Annotated in this window: 21 protein-coding genes and 1 tRNA gene; 6 read left to right on the top strand and 16 right to left on the bottom strand. The window is 69.1% G+C overall.

What is annotated here, in order from left to right:
* Positions 1–8: 8 nt before the first annotated feature.
* The 4 genes from SK224_RS07150 to SK224_RS07135 all read right to left on the bottom strand — a co-directional run bounded on the left by SK224_RS07150 (position 9) and on the right by SK224_RS07135 (position 3,350).
* Entirely contained in the window at positions 9–752 is a 744-nt protein-coding gene (locus SK224_RS07150) for a MerR family transcriptional regulator (protein WP_320434055.1), read from the bottom strand.
* Positions 753–758: 6 nt separating this feature from the next.
* Complete coding sequence (locus SK224_RS07145; RefSeq protein WP_320434054.1) at positions 759–1,976, bottom strand: MFS transporter; 1,218 nt, start codon at positions 1,974–1,976, stop codon at positions 759–761.
* Between the two features lie 61 nt (positions 1,977–2,037).
* Positions 2,038–3,006, bottom strand: a complete 969-nt coding sequence (locus tag SK224_RS07140; protein WP_320434053.1) for a hypothetical protein — start codon at positions 3,004–3,006, stop codon at positions 2,038–2,040.
* Positions 3,003–3,350 (bottom strand): GntR family transcriptional regulator, encoded by a 348-nt coding sequence (locus tag SK224_RS07135; protein ID WP_320434052.1) that lies wholly within the window; start codon positions 3,348–3,350, stop codon positions 3,003–3,005. Before SK224_RS07135 ends, SK224_RS07140 begins: the two co-directional genes overlap by 4 nt.
* A gap of 39 nt (positions 3,351–3,389) precedes the next feature.
* Here SK224_RS07135 and SK224_RS07130 point away from each other — a divergent pair, with 39 nt between their 5' ends.
* Both SK224_RS07130 and SK224_RS07125 read left to right on the top strand, forming a co-directional pair.
* Positions 3,390–3,731, top strand: coding sequence for an SdpI family protein (locus SK224_RS07130; RefSeq protein ID WP_320434051.1), 342 nt, complete (start codon positions 3,390–3,392; stop codon positions 3,729–3,731).
* Positions 3,728–4,249, top strand: coding sequence for a cupin domain-containing protein (locus tag SK224_RS07125; RefSeq protein ID WP_320434050.1), 522 nt, complete (start codon positions 3,728–3,730; stop codon positions 4,247–4,249). The genes SK224_RS07130 and SK224_RS07125 overlap by 4 nt, the downstream gene beginning before the upstream one ends.
* Before the next feature lie 141 nt (positions 4,250–4,390).
* On the opposite strand, the gene SK224_RS07120 is transcribed toward SK224_RS07125, so the two are convergent.
* The 9 genes from SK224_RS07120 to SK224_RS07080 all read right to left on the bottom strand — a co-directional run bounded on the left by SK224_RS07120 (position 4,391) and on the right by SK224_RS07080 (position 13,904).
* The gene (locus tag SK224_RS07120; protein WP_320434049.1) at positions 4,391–4,633 is read right to left on the bottom strand and encodes a PLD nuclease N-terminal domain-containing protein; all 243 of its coding nucleotides are present in this window, start codon (positions 4,631–4,633) and stop codon (positions 4,391–4,393) included.
* A gap of 320 nt (positions 4,634–4,953) precedes the next feature.
* Positions 4,954–5,367 (bottom strand): pilus assembly protein TadG-related protein, encoded by a 414-nt coding sequence (locus tag SK224_RS07115; protein WP_320434048.1) that lies wholly within the window; start codon positions 5,365–5,367, stop codon positions 4,954–4,956.
* On the bottom strand, positions 5,364–5,840 hold the full coding sequence (locus tag SK224_RS07110; RefSeq protein WP_320434047.1) for a TadE family protein: 477 nt from the start codon (positions 5,838–5,840) through the stop codon (positions 5,364–5,366). Before SK224_RS07110 ends, SK224_RS07115 begins: the two co-directional genes overlap by 4 nt.
* Complete coding sequence (locus tag SK224_RS07105) at positions 5,815–6,210, bottom strand: TadE family protein (RefSeq protein WP_320434046.1); 396 nt, start codon at positions 6,208–6,210, stop codon at positions 5,815–5,817. Before SK224_RS07105 ends, SK224_RS07110 begins: the two co-directional genes overlap by 26 nt.
* A gap of 3 nt (positions 6,211–6,213) precedes the next feature.
* On the bottom strand, positions 6,214–6,408 hold the full coding sequence (locus SK224_RS07100; RefSeq protein ID WP_320434755.1) for a hypothetical protein: 195 nt from the start codon (positions 6,406–6,408) through the stop codon (positions 6,214–6,216).
* A 41-nt stretch (positions 6,409–6,449) separates the two neighbouring features.
* Entirely contained in the window at positions 6,450–7,367 is a 918-nt protein-coding gene (locus tag SK224_RS07095) for a type II secretion system F family protein (protein WP_320434045.1), read from the bottom strand.
* The gene (locus SK224_RS07090) at positions 7,364–8,224 is read right to left on the bottom strand and encodes a type II secretion system F family protein (protein ID WP_320434044.1); all 861 of its coding nucleotides are present in this window, start codon (positions 8,222–8,224) and stop codon (positions 7,364–7,366) included. The genes SK224_RS07095 and SK224_RS07090 overlap by 4 nt, the downstream gene beginning before the upstream one ends.
* Entirely contained in the window at positions 8,221–9,384 is a 1,164-nt protein-coding gene (locus SK224_RS07085) for a CpaF family protein (protein ID WP_320434043.1), read from the bottom strand. The genes SK224_RS07090 and SK224_RS07085 overlap by 4 nt, the downstream gene beginning before the upstream one ends.
* 149 nt (positions 9,385–9,533) lie before the next feature.
* Positions 9,534–13,904 carry a family 43 glycosylhydrolase gene (locus tag SK224_RS07080; RefSeq protein ID WP_320434042.1) on the bottom strand — a complete coding sequence of 1,457 codons (4,371 nt, stop codon included), beginning with the start codon at positions 13,902–13,904 and terminating at the stop codon, positions 9,534–9,536.
* A 233-nt stretch (positions 13,905–14,137) separates the two neighbouring features.
* On the opposite strand from SK224_RS07080, the gene SK224_RS07075 reads away from it, so the two are divergent.
* From SK224_RS07075 to SK224_RS07065, 3 genes are all read left to right on the top strand, one after another.
* Complete coding sequence (locus SK224_RS07075; protein ID WP_320434041.1) at positions 14,138–14,860, top strand: alpha/beta hydrolase; 723 nt, start codon at positions 14,138–14,140, stop codon at positions 14,858–14,860.
* A 75-nt stretch (positions 14,861–14,935) separates the two neighbouring features.
* A tRNA-Leu gene (locus tag SK224_RS07070) sits at positions 14,936–15,017 on the top strand.
* A gap of 59 nt (positions 15,018–15,076) precedes the next feature.
* On the top strand, positions 15,077–15,769 hold the full coding sequence (locus tag SK224_RS07065) for a DedA family protein (RefSeq protein WP_320434040.1): 693 nt from the start codon (positions 15,077–15,079) through the stop codon (positions 15,767–15,769).
* A 16-nt stretch (positions 15,770–15,785) separates the two neighbouring features.
* On the opposite strand, the gene SK224_RS07060 is transcribed toward SK224_RS07065, so the two are convergent.
* The gene (locus tag SK224_RS07060) at positions 15,786–16,646 is read right to left on the bottom strand and encodes a Ku protein (protein ID WP_320434039.1); all 861 of its coding nucleotides are present in this window, start codon (positions 16,644–16,646) and stop codon (positions 15,786–15,788) included.
* 115 nt (positions 16,647–16,761) lie between these two features.
* Here SK224_RS07060 and SK224_RS07055 point away from each other — a divergent pair, with 115 nt between their 5' ends.
* Complete coding sequence (locus SK224_RS07055; protein WP_320434038.1) at positions 16,762–19,140, top strand: ATP-dependent DNA ligase; 2,379 nt, start codon at positions 16,762–16,764, stop codon at positions 19,138–19,140.
* On the opposite strand, the gene SK224_RS07050 is transcribed toward SK224_RS07055, so the two are convergent.
* Both SK224_RS07050 and SK224_RS07045 read right to left on the bottom strand, forming a co-directional pair.
* On the bottom strand, positions 19,141–20,055 hold the full coding sequence (locus tag SK224_RS07050) for a cation diffusion facilitator family transporter (RefSeq protein ID WP_320434037.1): 915 nt from the start codon (positions 20,053–20,055) through the stop codon (positions 19,141–19,143).
* Positions 20,056–20,457: 402 nt separating this feature from the next.
* On the bottom strand, positions 20,458–22,332 hold the full coding sequence (locus SK224_RS07045) for a hypothetical protein (RefSeq protein ID WP_320434036.1): 1,875 nt from the start codon (positions 22,330–22,332) through the stop codon (positions 20,458–20,460).
* Positions 22,333–22,393 lie beyond the last annotated feature (61 nt).

The following is a 22,393-nucleotide window of genomic DNA, read 5'->3' as shown; positions in this document are numbered from 1 at the left end:
CGGCAGGGTCAGGACAGACGGCGTTCGATCTCGCGCAGCACGCGACGCTGCGCGGGCGTGAACTGGATGCGGACGAGGTCGTCGATCATCCCGGCGCCCGGCCCCAGGTCGACGGCGCCGCCGGCATCCGTCACCTCGGCGACGACCGGACCGAAAGCTGTCACCACGGTCTCGATGAACCCGTCGAGCTCGGAGGATGCGGTGTCGGAGTCGATCTCGGCGAAGCGTGCCGAGATCTCGGCGATGATCGGGCTGAGGGCGGGGGCGCTGAGGATCTCATAGAGGCGCGTGAGTCGCGGCATCCCTTCCTCTCCAGCCAGGTGGGCAAGGAGCACGGACTGATCGCGATCCATGTTCGCCAGGCCGGCGGGGCCACCGGCCGCGGCGAGCACCGCGAGATGAGGGGCGAGCTCGGGAGGAACGTCGGGCGCTGCGTCGGTCGCGCGCAGCCGCGCGATCAGCGAACGCTGTGCCGCCAGCCGATCGATCTGCGCCGCGAGCTCCGCGTCGAGAGAGTCGAGGAGGGCACCCGCATCCGCCGTCTCCCCGTCGAGCAGCGCGGTCATCTCGTCGAGCGGGACGCCCACCGCCGACAGACGACGGATGCGCAGCACCCGCACCAGATCGCTCACGCGATACTCGCGGTAGCCGTTGCTCCCGCGCTCGGGCTCGGGAAGGACGCCTTCCTGGTGGTAGTGCCGGAGGGCGCGCACCGTGACGCCGGCGAGGCGCGCGAGTTCACCGCTGCGCATGGCGGCTCACCCCGCCTCCGTGTCGGTCACGGGTTCCAGGCTACGCAGTGACCTCGCGGCGATCCCGACGACGAGGGCGATCAGCCACACGCTCGCGAGCAGCACGGCAGCCGTGTCGACGCCCGCGTACTCGGTGAGCACGGCGGCGAGCACGATCCCCAGGGGCGGCGCCGCTGTCAGCACCGCGTTCTGCGTACCGAGGATGCGGCCGCGCAGCGCCTCCGGGATGCGCTCGATCATGAGCACGCCGATGAGACTGTTGAACACGCCCGCGGCGAGGCCCACCACCGCGGCGCCCGCGAGCACGACCCACACCGACGGCAGGGCGCCGATCAGTGCGAAGCCCGCCGTGCTCCCGAGGAGTCCGGTGAGGAACCACCCCCGGCGCGACCCGCGCATACCCGCGACGGCGTAGAGCGCCCCGCCGACCAGCATCCCGGCGGCGAGCGCCGAGAGCACGAGGCCGAGGAGACCGGGTTCTCCCTCGAGGGTGAAGTAGACCGGGAGGATCAGGGCCTGCATCGAGGCGAGCACGAGCACCGAGAGCAGGCTGAGCGAGGTCGTCGCGACGAGGAACCGACTGCCCGCGAGCACGCGCCATCCTTCCCGCAGCTGTGACCACCCGTTCGTGTGCGAGACCGTGCTGTCGGCGAGCGCACCGATTCGCCGCGGCAATAGCAGGGTGATGAGCGCGGCGGCGAAGGAGGTGACCGCCGTCACCCACAGCACGCCGGCACCGTCGAGCATCACCAGCAGCACGCCGGCGAGGGCGGGGCCGAGGAGGATCGCGATCGCTCCGAGCGCTTCCCGCACCCCGATGAGACGTTCGGCGCCCCAGCGGCCGTGGCGCACGATCGCGGGCAGGAGCGTCTCGCGTGCCGTCATGCCGGGCACGTCGCCGAGGGCACCGACGATCCCGAGGATCACGAACCACCCGAGGTTCAGCCCCCAGACGAGGTCCACCACGGGGAGGGCTGCGACGGCGAGCGCGGAGATGACGTCGGAGGCGATCGAGGCGGTACGCCGGTTGACGCGGTCGATGATCACGCCCGCGAACAGTCCCGCGAGGATGGCGGGAACCGCGGTGGCTGCGGCGACGGCACCGGCACCGAGGGCGCTGCCGGTGACCTGCAGCACGATGAGCGGCAGGGCGACGGCGGCGATCGAGTTTCCGAGCAGGGAGAGGAAAGTGGAGGCCAGGTAGGCCACGGGTATGACGGTCATGCACCCAGTCACGACGATGACGTTGCGGCGGGGTCAAGCCATGAACGGTGCGGCGACCGGGCTAAGCCGATGAGTCCACACCGACCTGCTGCCCGCGCAGCGTATTCAGCAGCCGGGCGGGGTTGTCGGCATCCGCGAGACTGATCGCGAACTGCGTGCCGTCCGTGCTCGTGACGACGAGCCCCGGACCGCTGCGCAGCACCAGCGCGGAGCGACCGGCCATGATGCGATAGCCCCACCCTCCCCACTCGCCGGGCGTCAGGTGTGCCGCTTCAGCGCGGCGGATGCGGTCCAGCGGGATGCGCTTCAGCGGAATGCGCAGCAGAAGCGACACGACGCGCAGGCCGCGCCAGTCCGCGCTCACGCGGATGCGGGTGAAGGAGGCGAGCACCACGGTGGCGCCGAGCAGAATGACCGGTGCGAACCAGGCCGAGCCGAGCGACCCCGAGGACACCAGCGGGACGATGACGACGACGGCGATGGTCGCGACCACGAGCGTGGCGTAGACGAAGATGTTCGCCGTGAGGGTGCGGCTCCACGCGCCGACCTCGCTCGGTGCGAGAGGCATCGTCTGCGCGACCGGCGCCTCGATCGCCCCTGGCCGCGGCGCCAGCGCATAGGGAACGACGCCGTACAGGATGCAGAGCAGCAGCGGGATGATCCAGATGCCGAGCACGGCGTCCTCGGCCGATCCCGCGCGCAGGGTCAGCCAGGCGGGCACGAGCCAGCACGCGGCCGCGAGCGCGGCGGGCACGCCGAGCCAGAACATGCTCATGTGCGTGGTGCGCGCGGTCCGCCGTCCGAGGGTCACGATCGCGGTGGCGGCGATCGCGACGCCGCCCGCAACGATGAGTGCGACGACGAGCACCACCACAGTGGGCGCGTCGCCGTCCGCCGCCCCCAGGTCGGACCAGTGCGAGGCGATGCGCTCGGGCAGCACGTCGCGCCACAGGAGACCCGTGGCGGCGATCGCCACCGCGGGGATCCACATCGCGGTGAGCGCGACCGTCCAGCGAAGCCGCGCCGTCATGACGACTCCATGAGCCGGAGGATCTCCTGCGGGCTCAGACCGATCTTGCGCGCCTCTGCGGCGAGCTGCCCGGCGAGCTCGGTGATCCGCACGAGCGCCTGGCTCGCCTCCGGGCGCACCCACGCGCCGCGGCCCTGACGCATCTCGATGATGCCCTCCTCGCGGAGGCGCCCGTACGCGCGCAGCACCGTGTGCATGTTCACGTGCAGGGCGGTCGCCAGGTCACGTGCCGCGGGCAGGCGCTCCCCCGGTGTCAGCTCGCCCGAGACGATGCCGGCCCGCACTTGCAGGGCGATCTGATCGGAGAGCGACACCGAGGAGGCGTGATCGACGCGGAACAACATGTTCGCAATGTTAGTGGAACAATTCGCTAGGCTGAGGGCATGACCGGCGTGATCGTGTTCCCCGCCCTCCTCCTCGTCTCGGCCGTGCTCACCCAGCTCGCCGCCCGTGGCGTGCTGGGCAAGAACCGCCTCGCCGGCATCCGCACCCGGTCCACGCTGCGCTCGTCCGCCGCCTGGACTGCGGGGCACCGCGCCGCCGCGCGCTGGGCATGGGTGGGTTTCGCGGCGAGCGCTGCGGCGAGCGCGGGCGCGCTCCTGCTCAGCGGTGTGACAGCCGTCGTGTTCGCCGTCATCGTGGTGGCCGTGTTCGTCGCGACGATCGTCGTGTCACTGACAGCGGCGACCCGTGCCGCGCGGGCATCTGCCATCCTCGAGGGATGACGCCCGACGCCCCCTCCCGCGCCGAGTACTGGCGACGCGCGCTGCAGCTCGAGCCGCTGCCCGTGGAGTCCGGATGGTGGGCACCGCGCTCCCGCTCCGACCTCCCGGTGGCGGAGGGCAAGGACACACTGGCCGCGCACAACTCGATCTACTACCTGCTCGATGCCGAGCGCCCGGTCAACTACTGGCACCGGCTCGCATCCGACGACATTCACGTGCTCATCGAGGGCGGACCGGTCGAGTATCTCCTGGCCACGGACGCGGGAGTCATCGAGCGGCAGGTGCTCGGCACGGATGTGGATGCGGGCGAACAGCCGATGGTGGTGTGCCCCGCCGGCACCACGAAGGCGCTCCGGCTCGTCGATCCGCGGGGCTATGCGCTGATCGGGAGCGTCGTGACACCGGGGTGGGCTCCGGAGCGTGTGAGATTCGTGGCGCCGACGATCCCGGGCGACCGGCACCCGTCATGGCTTGAGCCCGGCACGGTCATCGCACTCACCTCCCCCGACGCGGTCTGAGATGCGACTGCATCCGCGTCAACGTACTCGCTTCGAGCGCGTCATCCTCGCCTCGGAACTATGAACGAGGCGCGACGTCGCGCGCGTTCCGCTTCGGAAGCCGCGGTCATCGAGGCGATGAGGGCCCAGCCGGGAACCCACCTACGAGGCGGACGGAGGCGCCGGGGGCTGCGCTTTTCGGCCCGCGTTGTTTCCCACGAAGAACCAAATGAGTGGGCCGGCGACCGGGAACAAGAGGGTGATCAGAATCCAGACCGCTTTCTCGGTGCCGGTCGTCTGCGACTTTGCGATGCTGAGAAGCGCGGACACAAACAGTGTGATCACCGCGGCCGCCACAACAAGAACGATGAGCAGCACGACGAGGTGACTGAAGTTCAGGCTCATGCCCGAATGATGGCGGAGAAGATGCACCCGCGCCAACTCTGGGCTGAGATCTCGTGTGAGTCAGCACGACAGCCCCGCCGGATATGTCACGGCCCTCGTGCGCATGCGGGTTGCGGATGGACTCCTCGCGCGGGAACCCCGACAGCACCCGCAGTGCCGTGAGTTCCCCGGACCCGGCCCGGCTCGAACGGGCGGCCACCCTCACCGGACTGCGGGCTGGGCGCACCCTTACCGGGTAGATACGCCTTGGGCGGGCTCGATCGCACCGTATCAGGCGAGAGCTCGCCGCGCTCACCTCCCCCGACGCGGTGTGAGCAGCGCTACCGCAGCGCCGTGCGACTCGTGGCGGTCGCCTCGAGCGCGACACCCTCGGGGACGAACATCGACACGAGCGGCGGATGCCAGACACCCACCACCGTCACCTGCGCCGAGACACCGTCGGGCGTCGTCGCCGACACCAGCGTCGCGTCACCCGAGAACGCCACCAGCGCCTCCGCCTGCTCGCGCACGCCGTCCGCACTCAGCTCGGCGCGCGGTGAGCCGTCGAGCACCAACAGCGTGAAGCCATCAGCTCCGGCGAGGGCTGCCGCATCCGCCACTCCATCCAGGCGCTTCTGCGCGAGATAGAGACTCGTCGCTGACACGCACACGAACACCGCGGCGAGCGCGAGCACGGCGTAGCCGATCACGAGGGGCAGGATGCTGCCCTCGTCGTCGAGCACGGTGCGCTTCACGGCGTCGTCCCCCAGAGTCGCGACACCTTCTGTGCTGCGCTCGCCTCGACTGGCACGGATGCGAGCTGGTCGAGGCCGAGCACCGGCGGCACCAAGGGAAGGGGTACGTCCGCGCTGACGCTCAGGAGCAGCGTCGCTCCCGCGGACGGGCACGCCACGCCGGCCGGCGCGCACTCCCAGCGAAGGGTGACCGCATCCGGATCGATGCCGTACTCGTCCGCGACGGCCGCCAGCACCAGGTCGGCGCGGGCGGCCGCATCCTCCGCGTTCGCCGCGGTCGAGACAGCACGAGCGACATGGCGGGCTGCCGCCTCCACTCCGAGCGCCTGCGACTGGATGGCGCCGAGCGCGACGATCAGGTAGACGAGCGGCGCGAGCAGGATGAGGCCGGCCACGATGAACTCGAGCGATGCGTTGCCCTCGTCATCCTCCAGGAGCGACCTGGGCTCAGTCGAAGCTCTCGTTCGGCGCATGAGCGGTCACCTCCAATGCCTCAGGCACGCCCCACAGGCCCGCGACCGGCAACGTCGCCCGCACCGTGATCTCCGTCGCGGGATAACCGAAGCGGTCGGTCTCCGCGGCCTCGACGTCGACAGGATAGGCATCCCCCACAACCCGAGAGACGACGGCTTCGGTGCGCGCGACCCCATCCGCCAGGCTCGTATCCGCCAGTGCCGCGTGATACGCCCCCTCGACCGCCGCATCGTGCACGACGTTCCGGATGTAGACGGCGAAGCCCAACTGGAGCACGGCGAGGGTCAGGAAGGTCAGGATGGCACCGACCAGCACGAACTCGACCGGGGCGGAACCCTCGTCGTCGAGCAGCGGATGCCGGCCGGCCATCGCTCAGAACCCGCTGACGCGGTCGATCGCCTGGGTGAACAGATCCGCGAGCGCCGGACCGGCGAGCGCCCAGATCACGACCACGAGCCCGGCGGTCATCAACGTGATGAGAACCCAGCCGGGAACGTCGCCGCGTTCGTCGGCGAGGAGGTTTCCCCAGGCGGTGCGCAGGCGGCGCATGGGTGATCTGTCGAACATGGTGCCCTCCTTCATGAGCACGAGGGGCCGGACGGGGGTCATCACAACCCCAGCCGCAGCAGGACGATGCCGGGAAAGACAGCGATGAGCACGCTGAGCGGCAGGATGAGGAAAACGAGCGGCAGCAGCATGTAGATCTCTTTGCGGCCGGCCTTCTCGATGAGCACGCGCTTTGCGTCCTCGCGCGCGTCGGCCGCCTGAGCCTGGAGAACCTGCGCGAGCGGTGCCCCTCGGTCGATGGCCGCGACGATCTGGTCGATGCTGCGGGCGACGGCAGGTGTGTCGATCGCGCGCCCGACGGAGGCGAGTGCGTCGCTCAGCGACGACCCCGTGCCGACATCCAGCACCGCGCGGCGCAACTCCGTCACGATCTCGCCGGAGCCGACCGCTGAGACGCGTCGGATCGCGTCGAACGCGCTCTCTCCGGCGGCCAGACACAGGGCGAGGAACTCCAGGATGGTGGGCAGCTCCTCCGCTGCCCGCGCCGCACGCGCCCGGACGGCCGCGCCGAGACGCAGGTCGTACCCGATCGCTCCGGCGGCGGCTCCCAGCAGCGGGAGCACGCCGACCGCGGGGGCGAAGGATCCGGCGACGACGAGGGCGACGACCAGGACCGCGCCGGCGAAGAGTCCCACGACCGCCCAGGTGAGTTGGCGCGCGCGGAAGGCCGCCGCATCCATCCCCCAACCCGCGCGGCGGAGCCGTACCTCGAGATCGGCCGCGCCACCCACGCGAGCTCCCAGCCGGCGCACCAGCTTCTCCCCTGCGTCGCGCACGGGCGCGTGGAGCGGTGTCAATCCGCGCGGATCGGCGACGTCGCGCAGGTACGGTGCGATGCGGCGCCCGAGCGAGACCGCGCGCCACCGCGGCGTCGCCCAGAGAATCAGGGAGATTCCGGCACCCAGCGCTCCGCCGAGAAGCACCGCGAGAGCGACCTGGGTGACACCGGCAGGGGTCATCCGAACCACCTCCGCGGCTCGGGCAGTCGGCCGACCGCCAGCATCATCCGGAACGCGGCGACAGAGACGAACGCGCCGACGACGATCAGCACGACGCCCTCGGGGCTCGAATAGGCGGCGGAGCCTTCCGGCCGGAGCGCCAGCAGCACCAGGATCACCCACGGTGCGACGAGCCCCAGTACCGCCGCGCCCCGCACCCACGACTGCCGCGCGTCCACTTCGGCGCGCACCGCCGCATCCGCGCGCACAGCGCTCGACAATGACCGCAGGACGGGCACCAGCTCGGTTCCACCCACCTGGCGCGCCATCCGCAGGGTCTCCAGGATGCGGTCGGCCACCGGATCGGACAGCGCCACCTTCAAGCGATCGAGGCTCGTCTCGAAGTGACCGGATGCCGCGAGGTCGCGCGCGAAGCCCGCGAAGGCGGGTCGCAGGTGCGTGGGTGCGGAGGTCTGCAGCGAGGCGAGCGCGTCCGGCAGCGCGAAGCCAGCCCGCACGGACGCGATGAGCAGGTCGCAGACATCGGGCCAGAGCCCCCGTCTGATCTTGAGGAGCCGACGCGCTCGGCCGCGGAGCCACAACACGGGCGCCGCCGCCCCCGCGAGCGCGGCGAGCAGGGCGAACGCCGGCACCTGGGTGAGCAGCCAGGCGACCGCTGCCGCGAGGACCGCGCCGGCGGCAGAGGCGAGAATCAGAACGCTGAGGGGCAGGTGCGCGAAGCCCGCTTCCGCCAGGAGTACCGCGCCCCGAGATCTCCGCGGCGCGGGGTGGTCCGTCCTCGCGCTCGCGGGCCACAAGCGAGGCGCGAGCATCAGGAGGATTCCGGCGCCGAGGAGCGCACCGAGCAGGATCGTCATCGGACCGCCTCGTACACGGGGACGACATCGACCACGCCATCCATGACGTCGCCCGTCGTCTGCATCACTTCGACGACATGCCGCGCGCCCCGGGCATCCTGGGCGCAGTGCACGACGAGGTCGATGCTGGACGCGATGGCCGGCACGACGAAGTCGCGATCGATGTTGCGTCCCGCCAGCAGCGGAAGTGACGCGAGCTTCACGAGCGCGTCTCGCGCCGAGTTCGCATGGATGGTGGCGGCACCCGGGACGCCCGTGTTCAGTGCGAGCAGCAGATCGAGCGCCTCCGCGTCGCGCACCTCACCGATGATGAGGCGATCCGGCCGCATCCGGAGCGCTTCCTTCACGAGCCGGCGCAGCGTGACCTCGCCCGTGCCCTCGAGACTCGGCTGCCGTCCCTGCAGCGCCACGATGTCGTGCGCGTCGACGGCGAGCTCGAACGTCTCCTCGACCGTGATGATGCGCTGCTGGGGCGCGCATTCGGCGATCAGCGCCGCCAACATCGTCGTCTTGCCCGCGTGCGTCGCACCCGACACCAGGATGCTGTCGCCCTGGCGCATCGCCCGGCTCAGCCGCTCGGCCACGTGAGGCGGCAAGGTGCCCGTGGCGACGAGCTGAGCCAGCCTCCGGTAGCGCGGCAGAAACTTACGGATGTTGACGGCCCAGTGCTTGCGAGTGATGCCGCCGATCACGACGTGCAGCCGGCTGCCGTCGGGCAGCGACGCGTCGACGAACGGCTGACTCAGATCGACACGCCGCCCGGTCGCGTGCAACATGCGCTCGACGAGCTCCCTCACCTGCGCCTCGGTGAGCACGACACCGGTCCGCTCGGAGCGACCCTCGCGAGCGACGAACACCCGGTCGGGTGCGTTGATCCAGACCTCTTCAACCTCCGGGTCGTCGAGCAGCGGCTGCAGGGGCCCGTAACCCGCGACGGTTGCGAGCACACCGCGAACGGATGCGTCCTCATCGTCGAGCGTCGCCGCGCCCCGAGCGAGCGCCGCATCGTTGTGCCGACGCACCTCCGCCCGAGCCAGCCGCTCCCCCGCCTCGGGGTCCCGCGTCGGGTCGATCCCGTCGGCACGCAGCCGCGCACGCACCCGTTCGGCCAGCGTGGCCTCGGCGGGCATCGCATCGCGGAGAGCGGACGACGGTGACATGCGCAGCATCCTGAACGGGACACGCCCCCGCGCGCTGGAGTTATCCACAGCCGCCGCACAGAAACGGTCGACTGTCGGACCAAACACCGAGGCCGGCACGATATGCCTCGAAAGGCATACCGTGCCGGCCTCGATGGTTCAGCGAACGATCAGACCACCCGGCGACGCGGACGGCGCAGGAACCACGCCATGCCGCCGGCCACGATCAGCAGCGCACCGATGAGCGCGGCACCCAAGGGCCCCTGCGCGCCGGTGACGGCGAGCTGCCCGGCCGGAACCACCGTGATCAACTGACGAGCGATCTCCGACCCGTCGGCACCGAACACCACGATCGTGTGGATGCCGGCGGGCAGATCCGCGGGGATCTGCACGTCGAACACCACTGTGCCGGTCGAGTCGGCCGCGGGGATGCCCGCGATCCGGATGGGATCGCTGCGCAGCTCCGCCGTGACCTGCTCGCCGGGAGCGAGACCGGTCACGGTGACCTTCACGATGCCTCCGCGCTCGACGGTCGACGTCGATACCGAGACACCGGGAGCGCTCGGCTCCGGCGACGCGGATCCGCTGGGCTGCGGCGACGGGGAACCGCTCGGCTCCGGCGACGGCGAGCCGCTGGGGTCGGGCGACGGCGAACCGCTGGGGTCGGGCGAGGCCGAGCCGCTCGGCTCCGGCGACGGCGACTCGCTGGGCTCCGGGTCAGGCCCCGTGCCGGGCACCATGCGCGGCTCCACACCGGTGAGGGTCGGAACCACCGGCTGGAACAGCCCGTCGGAACCGATCTGGATGCGGTCGATCGTCGTCTCACGGTGCGTGCCGTCACCGCCGGGGATCGCGAACCGGTGGTACGCGATGTACCAGTCGTCCGTGCCCGGAACGTTGATGATCGAGCTGTGCGCCGGGCCGAGGATGCCCTGCGTGGTGTCCTTCTGCAGCAGGATGCCGCGGTAGGTCCACGGTCCGTCCACACTCGTCGACGTGGCGTAGCCGACGCGATAGTTCGGCGAACCCGTGTCATCGATCGAGTACGTCAGGTGGTACAGCCCGTCGCGGTAGTTCATGAACAGGCCCTCGCGGAACTCCGGCAGGCCCGAGATCCGCTTGATCGTGCCGGGCACGATGCTGGTCATGTCGTCCGATAGCTCGCCGTAGAGCGGGCTGCCGTTGCCCCAGAACAGGTAGTACTTGCCCGAGACCGGGTCGTGGAACGCGGCCGGGTCGATGGCCTGCCCGCTCGTGACGCTCTCGTCGTTGCGGATCATCGGCAGATCCTGGGCCGTGAACGGGCCCTCGGGGCTGTCGGCGACCGCGACGCCGATCATCTTGCGGTTGGCGTTCGGCTCGTGACCACTGAAGTAGAAGTAGTACTTGCCGCCCTTCTCGATGATCGTCGGCGCCCACGCGTTGCCCGTCGCCCACGGCACGTTTCCGTTCGCGCCGTCGAGCGTCAGGAAGGGCTCGGCCGCCCGCGTCCAGTCCACGAGGTTCTTGGACTTCCAGACGTAGAACGTGTTGCCGCCCCATCCGGGAACGCCGTCGCTCGTCGCGTAGATGTAGTACGTGTCGCCGAACACCGCGATGTTCGGATCGGCGTACAGGCCCGGCAGCACGGGGGTCTTCACCTCGACCGCCTTGAGCGTCCACACGACGTTGTCCGCACCCTCCCGCGACAGCGTCACGGTCACCGGTGCGGTGAGGTTGCGCACCGACCCGGATGCGGGCGAGGTGGTCACACCCTCCGCCGTCGCGTAGACGGGGCGGAGCTTGGTGAGGTCCGTGCCGCGGTTGACCGGGAAGGTCACCGTGCGGTTGGCCACATCCACGATCGGCGCCATCTTCAGCACCGACGGGTCGGCGAGGCTCACGCCGCCGAGCACCTCGGTGTTGCCCGAGCGCTCCACGACCTCACCCGGCGACAGCGCCCGGTTGTAGAGCACGAAGTCGCTCACCTGTCCGCGGAAGAGGTTGTCGTCGTTGTAGACCGACTTGCCGATGTAGTTGGCGAGCGTGCGGCCTCCCCCGATGTCGCCGGGGTCCACCGTCACGTCGTCGTTCTGGGCGACCTGCACACCGTTGAGGTACAGCCGCGCGGTGTTGCCGCTCAGCGTGTACACGAGGTGCGCCCATTCACCGCGCGGCAGGGCGGATGCGGATGTGGCGTTGCGCTCGCCCGTCCAGTTGCCGGTCGTCAGGGCGGCACGATACGTGTCGTTGCCGGTCGAGAACAGATAGCCGTTGCCCTTGCCGTCGCCGCCCGTGTTGCCGAAGGCGTACAGGAAGTAAGGGTTGCGCTGCGCCGCATCGATCTTGACGCGCGTCTCGACGGTGATGTCCGTGAGCCCAGCCAGCAGGTTGTCGGGCAGGTCGACGTAATCGTTCGAGCCGTCGAAGGTCAGGGCTCCGTTCGAGAACGTCGCTCCGCCCTGGATGGTGGCGTCGCGCCCGGCACCCGAACGGTCGTGCAGCGTGGTGCCCGAGCCGTCGGTGAAGTCGTAACGCACGACCTCGCCGTCCTCGTTGGCCGTGATCGGCTGCGGCAGGTTGGCGCGCAGGGCCGTGAGCTCCGCCGCCGTCACCGGCACCACCGTGCCGTGGCGAGGGCTGGCGGGCAGACGGTAGTTCGCCGGCACCTTCCAGTCCGGGTTCGCGATGTCGTCGGTGGCGAGCGGGATGTACCCGCGGCCGCCGTACTCGTCGACGAACAGGTAGTACTTCTCGCCGTTCACGTCGCCCGGGTTCGCCTTGAACACCGACGGTCCTTCGACCGCACCGGTTCCGGCGTCGCGGCCGATGCACGAGTCCTCCATCGTCCAGCCCGACAGCGGCGCGCGCAGGTCGGTCGAACGCTCCTGGATGATGTCGCTGCAGCCCGTGCCGCCGGCGCCCTCATCCTTCGTGAAGCGGTGGTAGACACCATCCGCCTTGATGACGGTCGAGTCGATGCGCGAGAGGCCGTCGTCCTGCCAGATCTTGGTGTCGCTGAAGGTGACGAAGTCGCGCGTGGTGGCGTACAGCATCCGGTTGTAGGTGTTGCCGGTGTGGTTGACGTCGTTCTCCGCGTAGAGCTTGGAGGCCCAGAACACGACGTACTCGCCGATCGACTCGTCGTAGTACGCCTCGGGCGCCCACGTGTTGCCGGCGGTGTCGGGCGAGACCTTCACGTGGCGCTGCTCGCTCCAGGTGATGAGGTCGTGCGACTCCCACACCTCGATGTACTTCGAGCCGGTGCGCTGCGAGCGGTCCCAGTTGCCGTCGCGGCCGATCGAGAGGTCGGTCGCGATCAGATAGAACGTGTCGCCCTCGGGCGAGCGGATGAGGAACGGATCGCGCAGACCCTTCTCGCCGTAGTTCGAGGTGAGCGTGTAGTTGCCGTTGTTGAGCTCGGTCCACGACAGCGCGTTGTTGCCGTTGCTGGCCGCGAAGTAGATGTTTTCGCCCTGCACCGAGTTGCCGGTGAAGTAGGCGAACGTGTATCCCTCGAACGGCGCCAGCTCGACCGCGGCGCGCACCGTCAGCGCGATGTCGCGCGTGAGGGTGGTGTTGCCCTTGGTGACGCTGGCGGTGACGGTCACCGCCTGATCGCTCGAGCCGCGGGTGACGACGCCGTCCGTTCCGACGACGCCTGGGTTCGATGACGACCACGAGACGTCGAGGCCCTTCGAGAAGCCAGGGAGCGTGATGTTGCCGCGGATGTCGTCGGCGTTGGGCACGGAGAGGGCGGCGAGCGCCGCATCCACGGCCTCGGACTCACCCGGCACGGGCGGGACGTAGACCAGGTCGCCCACCTCGTTCGCGCTCAGCGCGCGGTCGTACAGTCGGAAGTCGCGGACGCTGCCGGCGAGCAGGCGGTCGGCGTTGTACGCGGAGCGGCCGATGTAGTTGGCCGTCGTCGTTCCCTGGCCGATGTCGCCCGGCTTCGTCGTCGTCTGCGTGTTGACGGCGACCTGCACGCCGTCCAGGTAGATGCGCGACGTGTCGGTCGCGTCGTCCAGCGTGTAGGTGAGCGTCTTCCACACGTCACGAGGTACGTTGCTGCCGCTGTTGGGACCCTGCTCCGTGCTCCAGTTGCCGATACCGACGGCGGCACGGTACGGCGTCGAGGTGGCGAACAGGTAGCCGTCGCCGATGCCGTTCGTCGTGTTGCCGAAGTTCCACACGAAGTGGTTGCCGCTCATCTCCGAGCGCACGAGCACCTGGGCGCTGACCGTCACCGAGGACAGCCCTCGCAGCAGGTCGTTGGGTAGCTTCACGTAGTCGTCGGAGCCGTCCAGGCGCACACCATCCGCGCCCGTCAGCGTCGGCGAGCCCACATAGGCGGCGTTGCGCGCGTTGCCCGACGAGTCCACCGCCACCGTGCCGCTCGTCTCGTTCAGCGCGTAGTGCGCGATGAGACCGGTGGGGGTGTCGGCGTGAGCGATCAACGGGCTGACGAGTGGTGCGGCGACCAGTGCCGCGAGGACGGGAACGGCGAGCGTCCGGATTGATCGGCGGCGTGGGGGGGCCGCCTGGTGCAACGTGGGCACGGGCTACGGTCCTTTCGGGGAGCGTCTTTGCTGTGACCGACGGCGACGTCGGCTCTCCGAATGTTAGCGCTCACTCCCGCCAGATGTCAGCTTCGATTTCCGGGAGCGCTCCCGCCGGGCGCCGGCGTGTGCCGAGTTTGTCGAACGGCATTGCTCGCGGACGAGCAAGATGCGGCGGTCGCGGCGCCGTAGCGTCGGCCGCACCATCCACCCCAGAAGCAAGGAGTTGTCCCGTGGCCACACCCACCATCGTCCTGGTGCACGGCGCGTTCGCCGACGCCGCCAGCTGGGCGCCCGTCACCCGTGAGCTGCTCGACCGCGGCTACGACGTGCGCGTTCCCCCCGTCTACAACCGCAGCCTCGGCGAAGACGCCGCATCCATCAAGGCGTTCGTCGAGACCATCGACGGCGACGTCGTGCTCGCCGGGCACTCGTACGGCGGAGCGGTCATCACCGTCGCCGGCGAGGCTTCGAACGTCGTCGCACTCGTCTACGTCTCGGGCTACGTGCTCGAGGTCGGCGAGAGCCTCGGGCAGCTGCAGGGCGGGTTCCCCGACTCCGAACTCGCCGCGAACCTGGTCTACACGCCGTACCCGGTGCCCGGCAGCGACGAGCCCGGCACCGACGTCTCCGTGGCGATCGACGCGTTCCCCGAGGTCTTCGCCGCCGGTGTGGACCTCGCGCGCACTCAGGTGCTCGCCGTGTCGCAGCGGCCGCTGTCGGCGGCGGCGTTCTCCGAGCCCGCCACCTTCGCCGCATGGAAGACGAAGCCGGCATGGGGCATCGTCTCCAGCGAGGACCACACGATCAATCCCGAGGTCGAGCGCTTCGGCTACACGCGTGCCGACCTTCGCGGCATCGTGGAGCTTCCCGCACCCCACCTCGCCATGCAGAGCCACCCCACCGAGGTGGCGGATCTCATCGAGACGGCGGTCAGCGAGGTCTCCGCGTCCTGACGCGACCTGTACGTCGCCGTCATCCGCGGCGACGCACAGGTGATCCGAAGCGCGCTGGATAGACTGTCCCCACCCGCGGGAGTGGTGAAATTGGCAGACACGCAGGATTTAGGTTCCTGTGCTTTCGAGCGTGTGGGTTCAAGTCCCACCTTCCGCACGGGGACGGGGGCGTGTCACCCGCGCCCCGCATCCTGACATCCGATCGACGGGACGCCCGTGCACTCCATCGCCCTCATCCCCTGGCTCTCCCCCGAGACGATCATCGCGGCGGCCGGCCCGTGGGCTCTCGCCGTGGTCTGCTTCATCGTGTTCGCAGAGACGGGACTGCTCATCGGCTTCCTGCTGCCCGGCGACACGCTGCTCATCATCTCGGGACTGCTCTCGCACTCTTCGGATGTGGCACCCAACGGCGTCTTCGGCATCAACGTCTGGATCGTGGCCCTGCTGATCGGTCTCGCGGCCTTCGTCGGCGGCGAGGTGGGCTACCTCATCGGCCACAAGGGCGGGCCCGCGATCTTCGAGCGCAAAGAGTCGGGTCTGTTCAGCAAGAAGAACGTGGAGCGCACCAATGCGTTCTTCGAGCGCTTCGGCGGGCTGACCGTCATCGTCGCCCGGTTCGTGCCGATCGTGCGCACCTTCGCACCCGTGGCTGCCGGCGTCGGTCACATGCCGTGGCGCAAGTACAGCCTCTACAACCTGATCGGCGCGATCCTCTGGGGCTTCGGCCTCACGATGATCGGTTACGTCGTGGGCTACATCCCCTGGGTCGCGCACATCGTGACCGAGTACATCGACGTGATCCTCATCGGCGTCGTGGCGCTCACGGCCGCCGTCACGCTGTGGCATTACTTCCGCGAGCGCGCGAAGGTCAAGAAGGAGCAGCGCGACGAGGCCGCGTCGGGCGAGTAAGCCCCGCCGCATCCGGTCACGAGGCCTTCGAGCTCTTCTTCCGCTTGGCCGCGGGTTTTTCGTCGCTCGTGGATGACGCGTCCTTCTTGGACGCCCGGCTGCGCTCGACGCTGGCTCGCAGCGCCGCCATGAGGTCGATGACCTCGCCGCCGTCCTTCTCGTCGCTCTCCTCGCCGAAGGTGGCCGAGGTGTCGACGCTCTCACCCTTCTCGAGCTTGGCCTCGATCAGGGTGCGCAGCTGCTCCTGATACTCGTCGCGGAACTCGGTGGGATCGAAGTCGGACGAGAAGCTGTCGACCAGCGCCGCCGAGAGCTCGAGCTCCTTGGCGGAGATCTTCACGTCCTCGTCGAGCGACGGGAAGGATGCCTCCCGTACCTCGTCCGCCCAGAGCAGCGTCTGCAGCACCAGGACGTCACCGCGTACGCGCAGCGCGGCCAGCCGCGTCTTCTGGCGCAGCGAGAACTGCACGATGGCGGTGCGGTCGGTCTGCTCCAGCGTGCGCCGCAGCAGCACATATGCCTTGGGCGACGACGAATCCGGCTCGAGGTAGTAGGCCTTGTCAAGGGTGAGCAGATCGACCTGGTCGCTGGGCACGAACTCGACCACCGAGATCTCGCGCGACTTCTCCGCCGGCAGCGACTCCAGGTCTTCCTTCGTGAGCACGACCGTGCGGTCGCCGTCGTCGTACGCCCGGTCGATGTCGGCATACGGCACGACCTCGCCGTCGAGTTCGCACACTCGCTGATACCGGATGCGGCCGCCGTCGGCCGCGTGCACCTGGTGCAGCGACACGTCGTGGTCCTCGGTCGCCGAGTACACCTTCACCGGCACGTTCACGAGCCCGAACGCGACCGCGCCCTTCCAGATCGACCTCATAGGCCTAGTAGACATCCGCGCGGCGTGCCGGGGCTAGGGGTTGCGCACCCGTTGCATCCGATGCGAGCGGGCGCAACGGGTGCGCGTCGGACGCACCGGGCGGCAGGATGGGCCCATGTCCGCACGCGAGCAGACCGTCGAGGTGGAGGGCCGCCGCATCCGCGTCAGCCATCTCGACAAGGTGCTCTATCCCGCCACCGGCACCACCAAAGCCGAGGTCATCGACTACTACGCGCGCATCGCCCCCGTGCTGCTCCCCCACCTCGAGGGCCGACCCGTGACTCGCAAGCGCTGGCCCGACGGCGTGGACGCCGAACCCTTCTTCGCGAAGAACCTCGAGCGCGGCGCGCCCGTCTGGCTGCGTCGTCAGAGCATCGAGCACTCCACCGGCACGAAGGACTACGTGCTCGTCGATGACGTTCCGACCCTGGTCTGGCTCGCGCAGACCGCAAGCCTCGAGCTGCATACGCCGCAGTGGCGCTTCGACGCCGACGGGCGCCCCTCGGATCCGGACCGGCTCGTCCTCGACCTCGACCCGGGCGACGACATCGACCTGCCCACGGTGGCCGAGGTGGCGCGATGGGCGCGCGCGATCCTCAAGGATGCGGGCCTCGCACCCTTCCCGGTCACGAGCGGCAGCAAGGGCATCCACCTGTACTGTGCGCTCCCCGCGGGCCAGACGAGCGAGGCTGCCTCGGCACTGGCGAAGGAGCTCGCCCGGTCGCTCGAAGCCGATCACCCCGATCTCGTGGTCAGCAGCATGTCGCGGGCCCTGCGTCCCGGCAAGGTCTTCGTCGACTGGTCGCAGAACAACGGCAAGAAGACGACCATCGCCCCGTACTCGCTGCGCGGACGCGCGCGGCCGACGGTGGCGGCACCGCGTACCTGGGAGGAGCTCGACGACCCCGGCCTCGCGCAGCTCGATCTGACGCAGGTGCTCGCACGCGCCGAGACAGACGGCGACCTCCTCGCGCCGCTTCGCCCCCGGCGCGGCGTGGCCGAACCGCTCCGCACCTACATCTCCAAGCGATCCGCCGACCGCACGCCCGAACCGGTTCCCTCCGATCCCGCCGCCGATCCGGCATCCGCGGGCGCGCTCCGCTTCGTCATCCAGGAGCACCACGCCCGGCGCCTGCACTACGACCTGCGCCTCGAGCGCGACGGTGTGTACGTGAGTTGGGCCGTGCCCAAGGGCGTGCCGGAGACGACGAAGCGCAATCACCTCGCCGTCATGACCGAGGACCACCCGCTCTCGTACGGCACCTTCGAGGGAACGATCCCGGCGGGCGAGTACGGCGCGGGTGAGGTGACGATCTGGGACACCGGAACCTACGAGGCGGAGAAGTGGCGACCGGACGAGATCATCTTCACCGTCACGGGGCGGGCGGACGGGCCCCTGGGTACCGTACGACTCGCCCTCATCCGCACCGACGGCGACGGCGAGAAGTCGACGTGGCTCCTGCACCGGATGAAGGACGACGCGGCACCGGCCGACGTGTCCGATGCGCCGTGGCCGGACGCGCTCTCGCCGGCGCGGCTGCGTCCGATGCTCGCCGAGAACTCCACGCCCGGCCTGGCAGCGGCGGCCGCCCGACGATGGGGCGAGCCCTGGGCGGAGATGAAGTGGGACGGCGTGCGCGCCCTCGCATTCTGGGACGGCGAGCGGATGCTGCTGCGCGCCCGCAGCGGAACCGACATCACCGACAGGTATCCCGAGCTCACCGCTGACCCGGGTCTCGGGCGCGCCGCCTGCATCCTCGACGGCGAGATCGTCGCCCTGGATGAGCGCGGACGGCCGAGCTTTCCCCTTCTGCAGTCCCGCATGCATCTGACGAAGGCCGCGGAGATCCGACGCGAGGCGGAGCGAGTCCCCGTGCACCTGCACGTGTTCGACGTGCTCGCGCTCGACGGCGAGGACCTCACCGCCCTCCCGCTGCGCGAGCGCCGCACGCACCTCGCGGGCCTCTCCCGTGACCTGACGACGCCCTGGGTCGTGCCGCCGGTCTTTGACGACCTGGATGCGGCACTCGATGCGAGCACCGCATTTTCGCTCGAAGGGGTCATGGTGAAGAATCCGGCGTCCGCGTACCGGCCGGGCCGGCGCAGCGATCAGTGGCTGAAGATCAAGCACGTCGCCGCACAGGAAGTGGTGATCGGCGCGATCCGGCCGGGTCGCAACGGCCGCGGCGGCATCGGATCGCTGCTCATGGGGGTTCCCTCACCGGAGGGCCTGCGCTACGTCGGCCGGGTGGGAACGGGCTTCAGCGAGCGGGAGCTGCGCCGGCTCGACGAAGTGCTGCGGCCGTTGCGGACCGATGCGTCCCCGTTCCTCGATGTGCCGCGCGCGGATGCCTCGGATGCGCTGTGGGTGCTCCCAGAGGTCGTGGCGGAGGTCGGCTATGCCGAGGTCACGCCCGACGGCAGGCTGCGACAGGCGCGCTGGCGTGGGCTCCGACCGGACAAGCGCCCCGACGAGGTGCGCGACGAGACGTGATCAGGCGTGCGCCTCGTGCTCGACGTGATCGGCGGGCTCGAGCTGGAAGGTCGAGTGCTCCACGTCGAAGTGCTTCGCGAGGCATCCCTGCAGATCGCTGAGGATGCGGGCGGCGCCGCCCGTGGCGTAGGCCTCCTCGTCGACCACCACGTGCGCCGTGAACACGGGCGCCCCGCGGGTGAGCTGCCACACATGCAGATCGTGCACGGCGACGACACCGGGCGTACCCAGGATGTGGGCGCGGATCGTGTCGACCTCCACGCCCTTCGGGGTCGCCTCGCTCAGCACCGAGACCACCTCGCGCAGCAGGCCGATGGCGCGCGGCACGATCATCGCGGCGATGAGCAGCGACGCGATCGCGTCGGCCGGCAGCCAACCCGTCAGCAGGATGACTAAGGCGGCGACGATCACCGCGACCGAGCCGAGCAGGTCGCCGAGCACTTCGAGGTACGCGCCGCGCACGTTGATGCTCGTGCGCTGCGCCGCACCCAGCAGCCACATCGCGACGGCGTTCGCAATGAGACCGACCGCGGCCACGCCGAGCATCAGCCCGCCGGCGACCTCCGCCTCCGCCGGATTGATGAGCCGCGTCACGGCTTCGACACCGACCCACAGCGAGAGCCCGAGCAGAATCACGCCGTTGGCGAGCGCCCCGAACACCTCGGCGCGCTGATAGCCGAAGGTGCGGCGGTCGTTGGCGGGGCGCGCCGCCACGGCGCTGGCGATCAGTGCGATGACCAGGGCGGCCGCATCCGTCAGCATGTGCGCGGCGTCCGCGAGCAGCGCCAGCGACCCGGAGAGGATCGCACCGACCACCTGCACGACGAAGACCGTCGACGTGATCCCGAGCGAGATCGCGAGCAGGCGGCGGTTGCTGCCGCCGCGGACTCCGGATGCGGGCGCGTGATCGTGCATGGCACCAGGCTAGGCGCCGTGTCATACCTTCAGACGGTTTGCGCGCAATCGGGAACGAGAGTGATTCTCGCTCCCCGGTGTGCCCATGGGATCGCGGGTCACGCATGCACGTGTGCCCCGTGTTGTGCCCAGGGAGTTGCACGATGCATTGGCGGTCGATGATCCGGCGTGCGCGGAAGATGCGAGGTACACCGCCGAGAGCGCCGAACACGACGCCGACCTACTCGCGATCTGCCATCGGCGTCCGCTTATCGACCTGTGCTCGCACGACGCCCGGAGCGCGAACATCATGCAGGTCTACGGTCACCTCGGCGGCGTCGTCCGGCTCGGATCGCACCGACAGCGGGGCGAAACGAAGCACACGCGCAGCGCACCTGAACGTGCTCGATCGGAAGTCAGCAGTCACTGCGCCGATTGAGCAATCAAGATGGCCACGTATGCGAGGTATGCGGCAATCCCCGAACTGGCGAGAGACAGCAGCGCCACTGCAAGCGACCAGCGCTGCGAACGAATGGAGTCTATAGACGCTGACAGGGAAGCCGACAGCCCCAGAATCTCAGTCAGGCTGGCGTCTTGTTGTCGCAGCTCACGTGCCCAGGATCGCTGTCGTTTCGCCCACCCGCGGACCACGTTCTTGTTTGGACGGCTATCTGCACGACCTTCGCCGGTCTTATGGATCTCGATGGCAGGAAGCGTCCAGCCGTATCTGTAGGAGGATGCGCTGAGTGCCTCAATGTCATCGGCGATAGTGGCCAGGTCGAGACCACCCTTAAGGACGGCCCTCCGCAGTGCTGAAGCGCTCGCAACCGGGCGCTTTGCATGGAGCCGGTGTGCCGCATCTCGTGCTCGGGCAGCCTGAACCTGCTTCTCGTCGAGGAGCGCGAACAGACCAAGTCGAGTGATCAGACCGGGCACCACGTGATTCAACGATCCGATCAAGGTCGTGCCACCGCCGCCCCCGTCTGATCGCTCGTCGGGCCTGCTAACCAGTTGCCATCCCTCGTCTCTGCGCTCGTGGCCATCGTGTTCGCTCCAATAGTCGTCCAGTCGCATTCCTTCGTATTCGGGGAGCACGGTTCGACGGAAAGGACTGTTGTCCAGCCCGAGCGCGCGGGGATAGTTCGAGAACTCCCTACTGCGCTCCGGCGCCATCGGGTCATAGTGATTCATCCACAGCAGGTCGAGCGCTGGGTGCTGCGGCTTGTCTCGTTCGGCAAACGCGCCCGGCAACTCGCGAGCAAGCCACGATCGCCCGGCATCGTGCAAACGCTCACGTTCGGCCTGTACGCGTCGGATGCCGACGAACATGCGTTCCCTCACCTGCAAGGTTCCCTTACTCCAGTGAAGCTGCGGGTCGTGCGGTTCGCGAAGCGCCGAGTCGAGTGCGTGCTCAGCGGTCGTGTTCAGCGTGAATGCTGCCACCACCGCGGTCAGGGACGAGCCAATAGGAATCAGTTGAAGGTCCACCCTCGCGAAGTCCGACGGCAACTTGGTTCGCGTGCCTGCAAAGGAGGGCAGTTGGCTAGTCAGGGGAACGAACGTTGCGATATGTTCCCAGCTCGCTGGATTCCTCGCGTCTCGCCCCCGGCGAAACGACTTATGCGGCAGATCACCTGGACGCGAGATGTCTCGACGCCACTTGCCCTGTGACAGCCGCTTCAGCAGCTCCGCGGCGTGACTCGGCGAGTAGTACTCCACCAACCAGAAGACCGGCAACCGCACCTTCTCCGTATCAGGCAGACGAAGAGTATAGAGCGGGTCGTCTAGATGTGAGATTCGTTCCCGTTGGAGGTAGTTGAAAGCCTCTAGCAAGTTCATCAACCTGTTCGCTCCGCGACGAACATAGCTTGGCCAGAGGCGACGAACATGCCTTCCGAAAATGACTACCGTGAGCAAGCGGTACGGCCAGTCATACCAGCGCCATCGTTCCCCAATCCATGGAACCAGCTCGAACTCCCGTCGGACCTCAGCCTCGGCCTGGTCTGCGGTTCCCGCATCTCCCTGCAGAGCGCCGTGGTGCATGATCGGCGGACCCTCTAGTGCAGGTAATTCTCTCGCTCGCGCCGGCGGCTCGTCCTGCGCAGGCTCGTCCGCCGACTGATCATCTGTGTCCACTTTGGCCGGTTGGGGGTTCTCCACCGGGCGCTCAATGCCCGGCAGATTCTGGGGGCTTGGAGGTGTGGTATGGCTGAGTGGCTCGCCCAGCTCCACCTTTGGCGCATCGTTCGCAGCCGTCGGCGGTGGCGAGGGAATCGGCTGATCGAGAGGGTCTGACACGGTCAAAGGATAGGCGGCGAGAAGCTGATCGTCCGGGACTGGTCATGCCGCGGTCGCCAGG

Source organism: Microbacterium sp. BG28, from assembly GCF_034044005.1.
GTDB lineage: Bacteria > Actinomycetota > Actinomycetes > Actinomycetales > Microbacteriaceae > Microbacterium.
The sequence above is the reverse complement of the archived record's forward strand: the minus strand, read 5'-3'. Positions and strand labels throughout refer to the sequence as shown.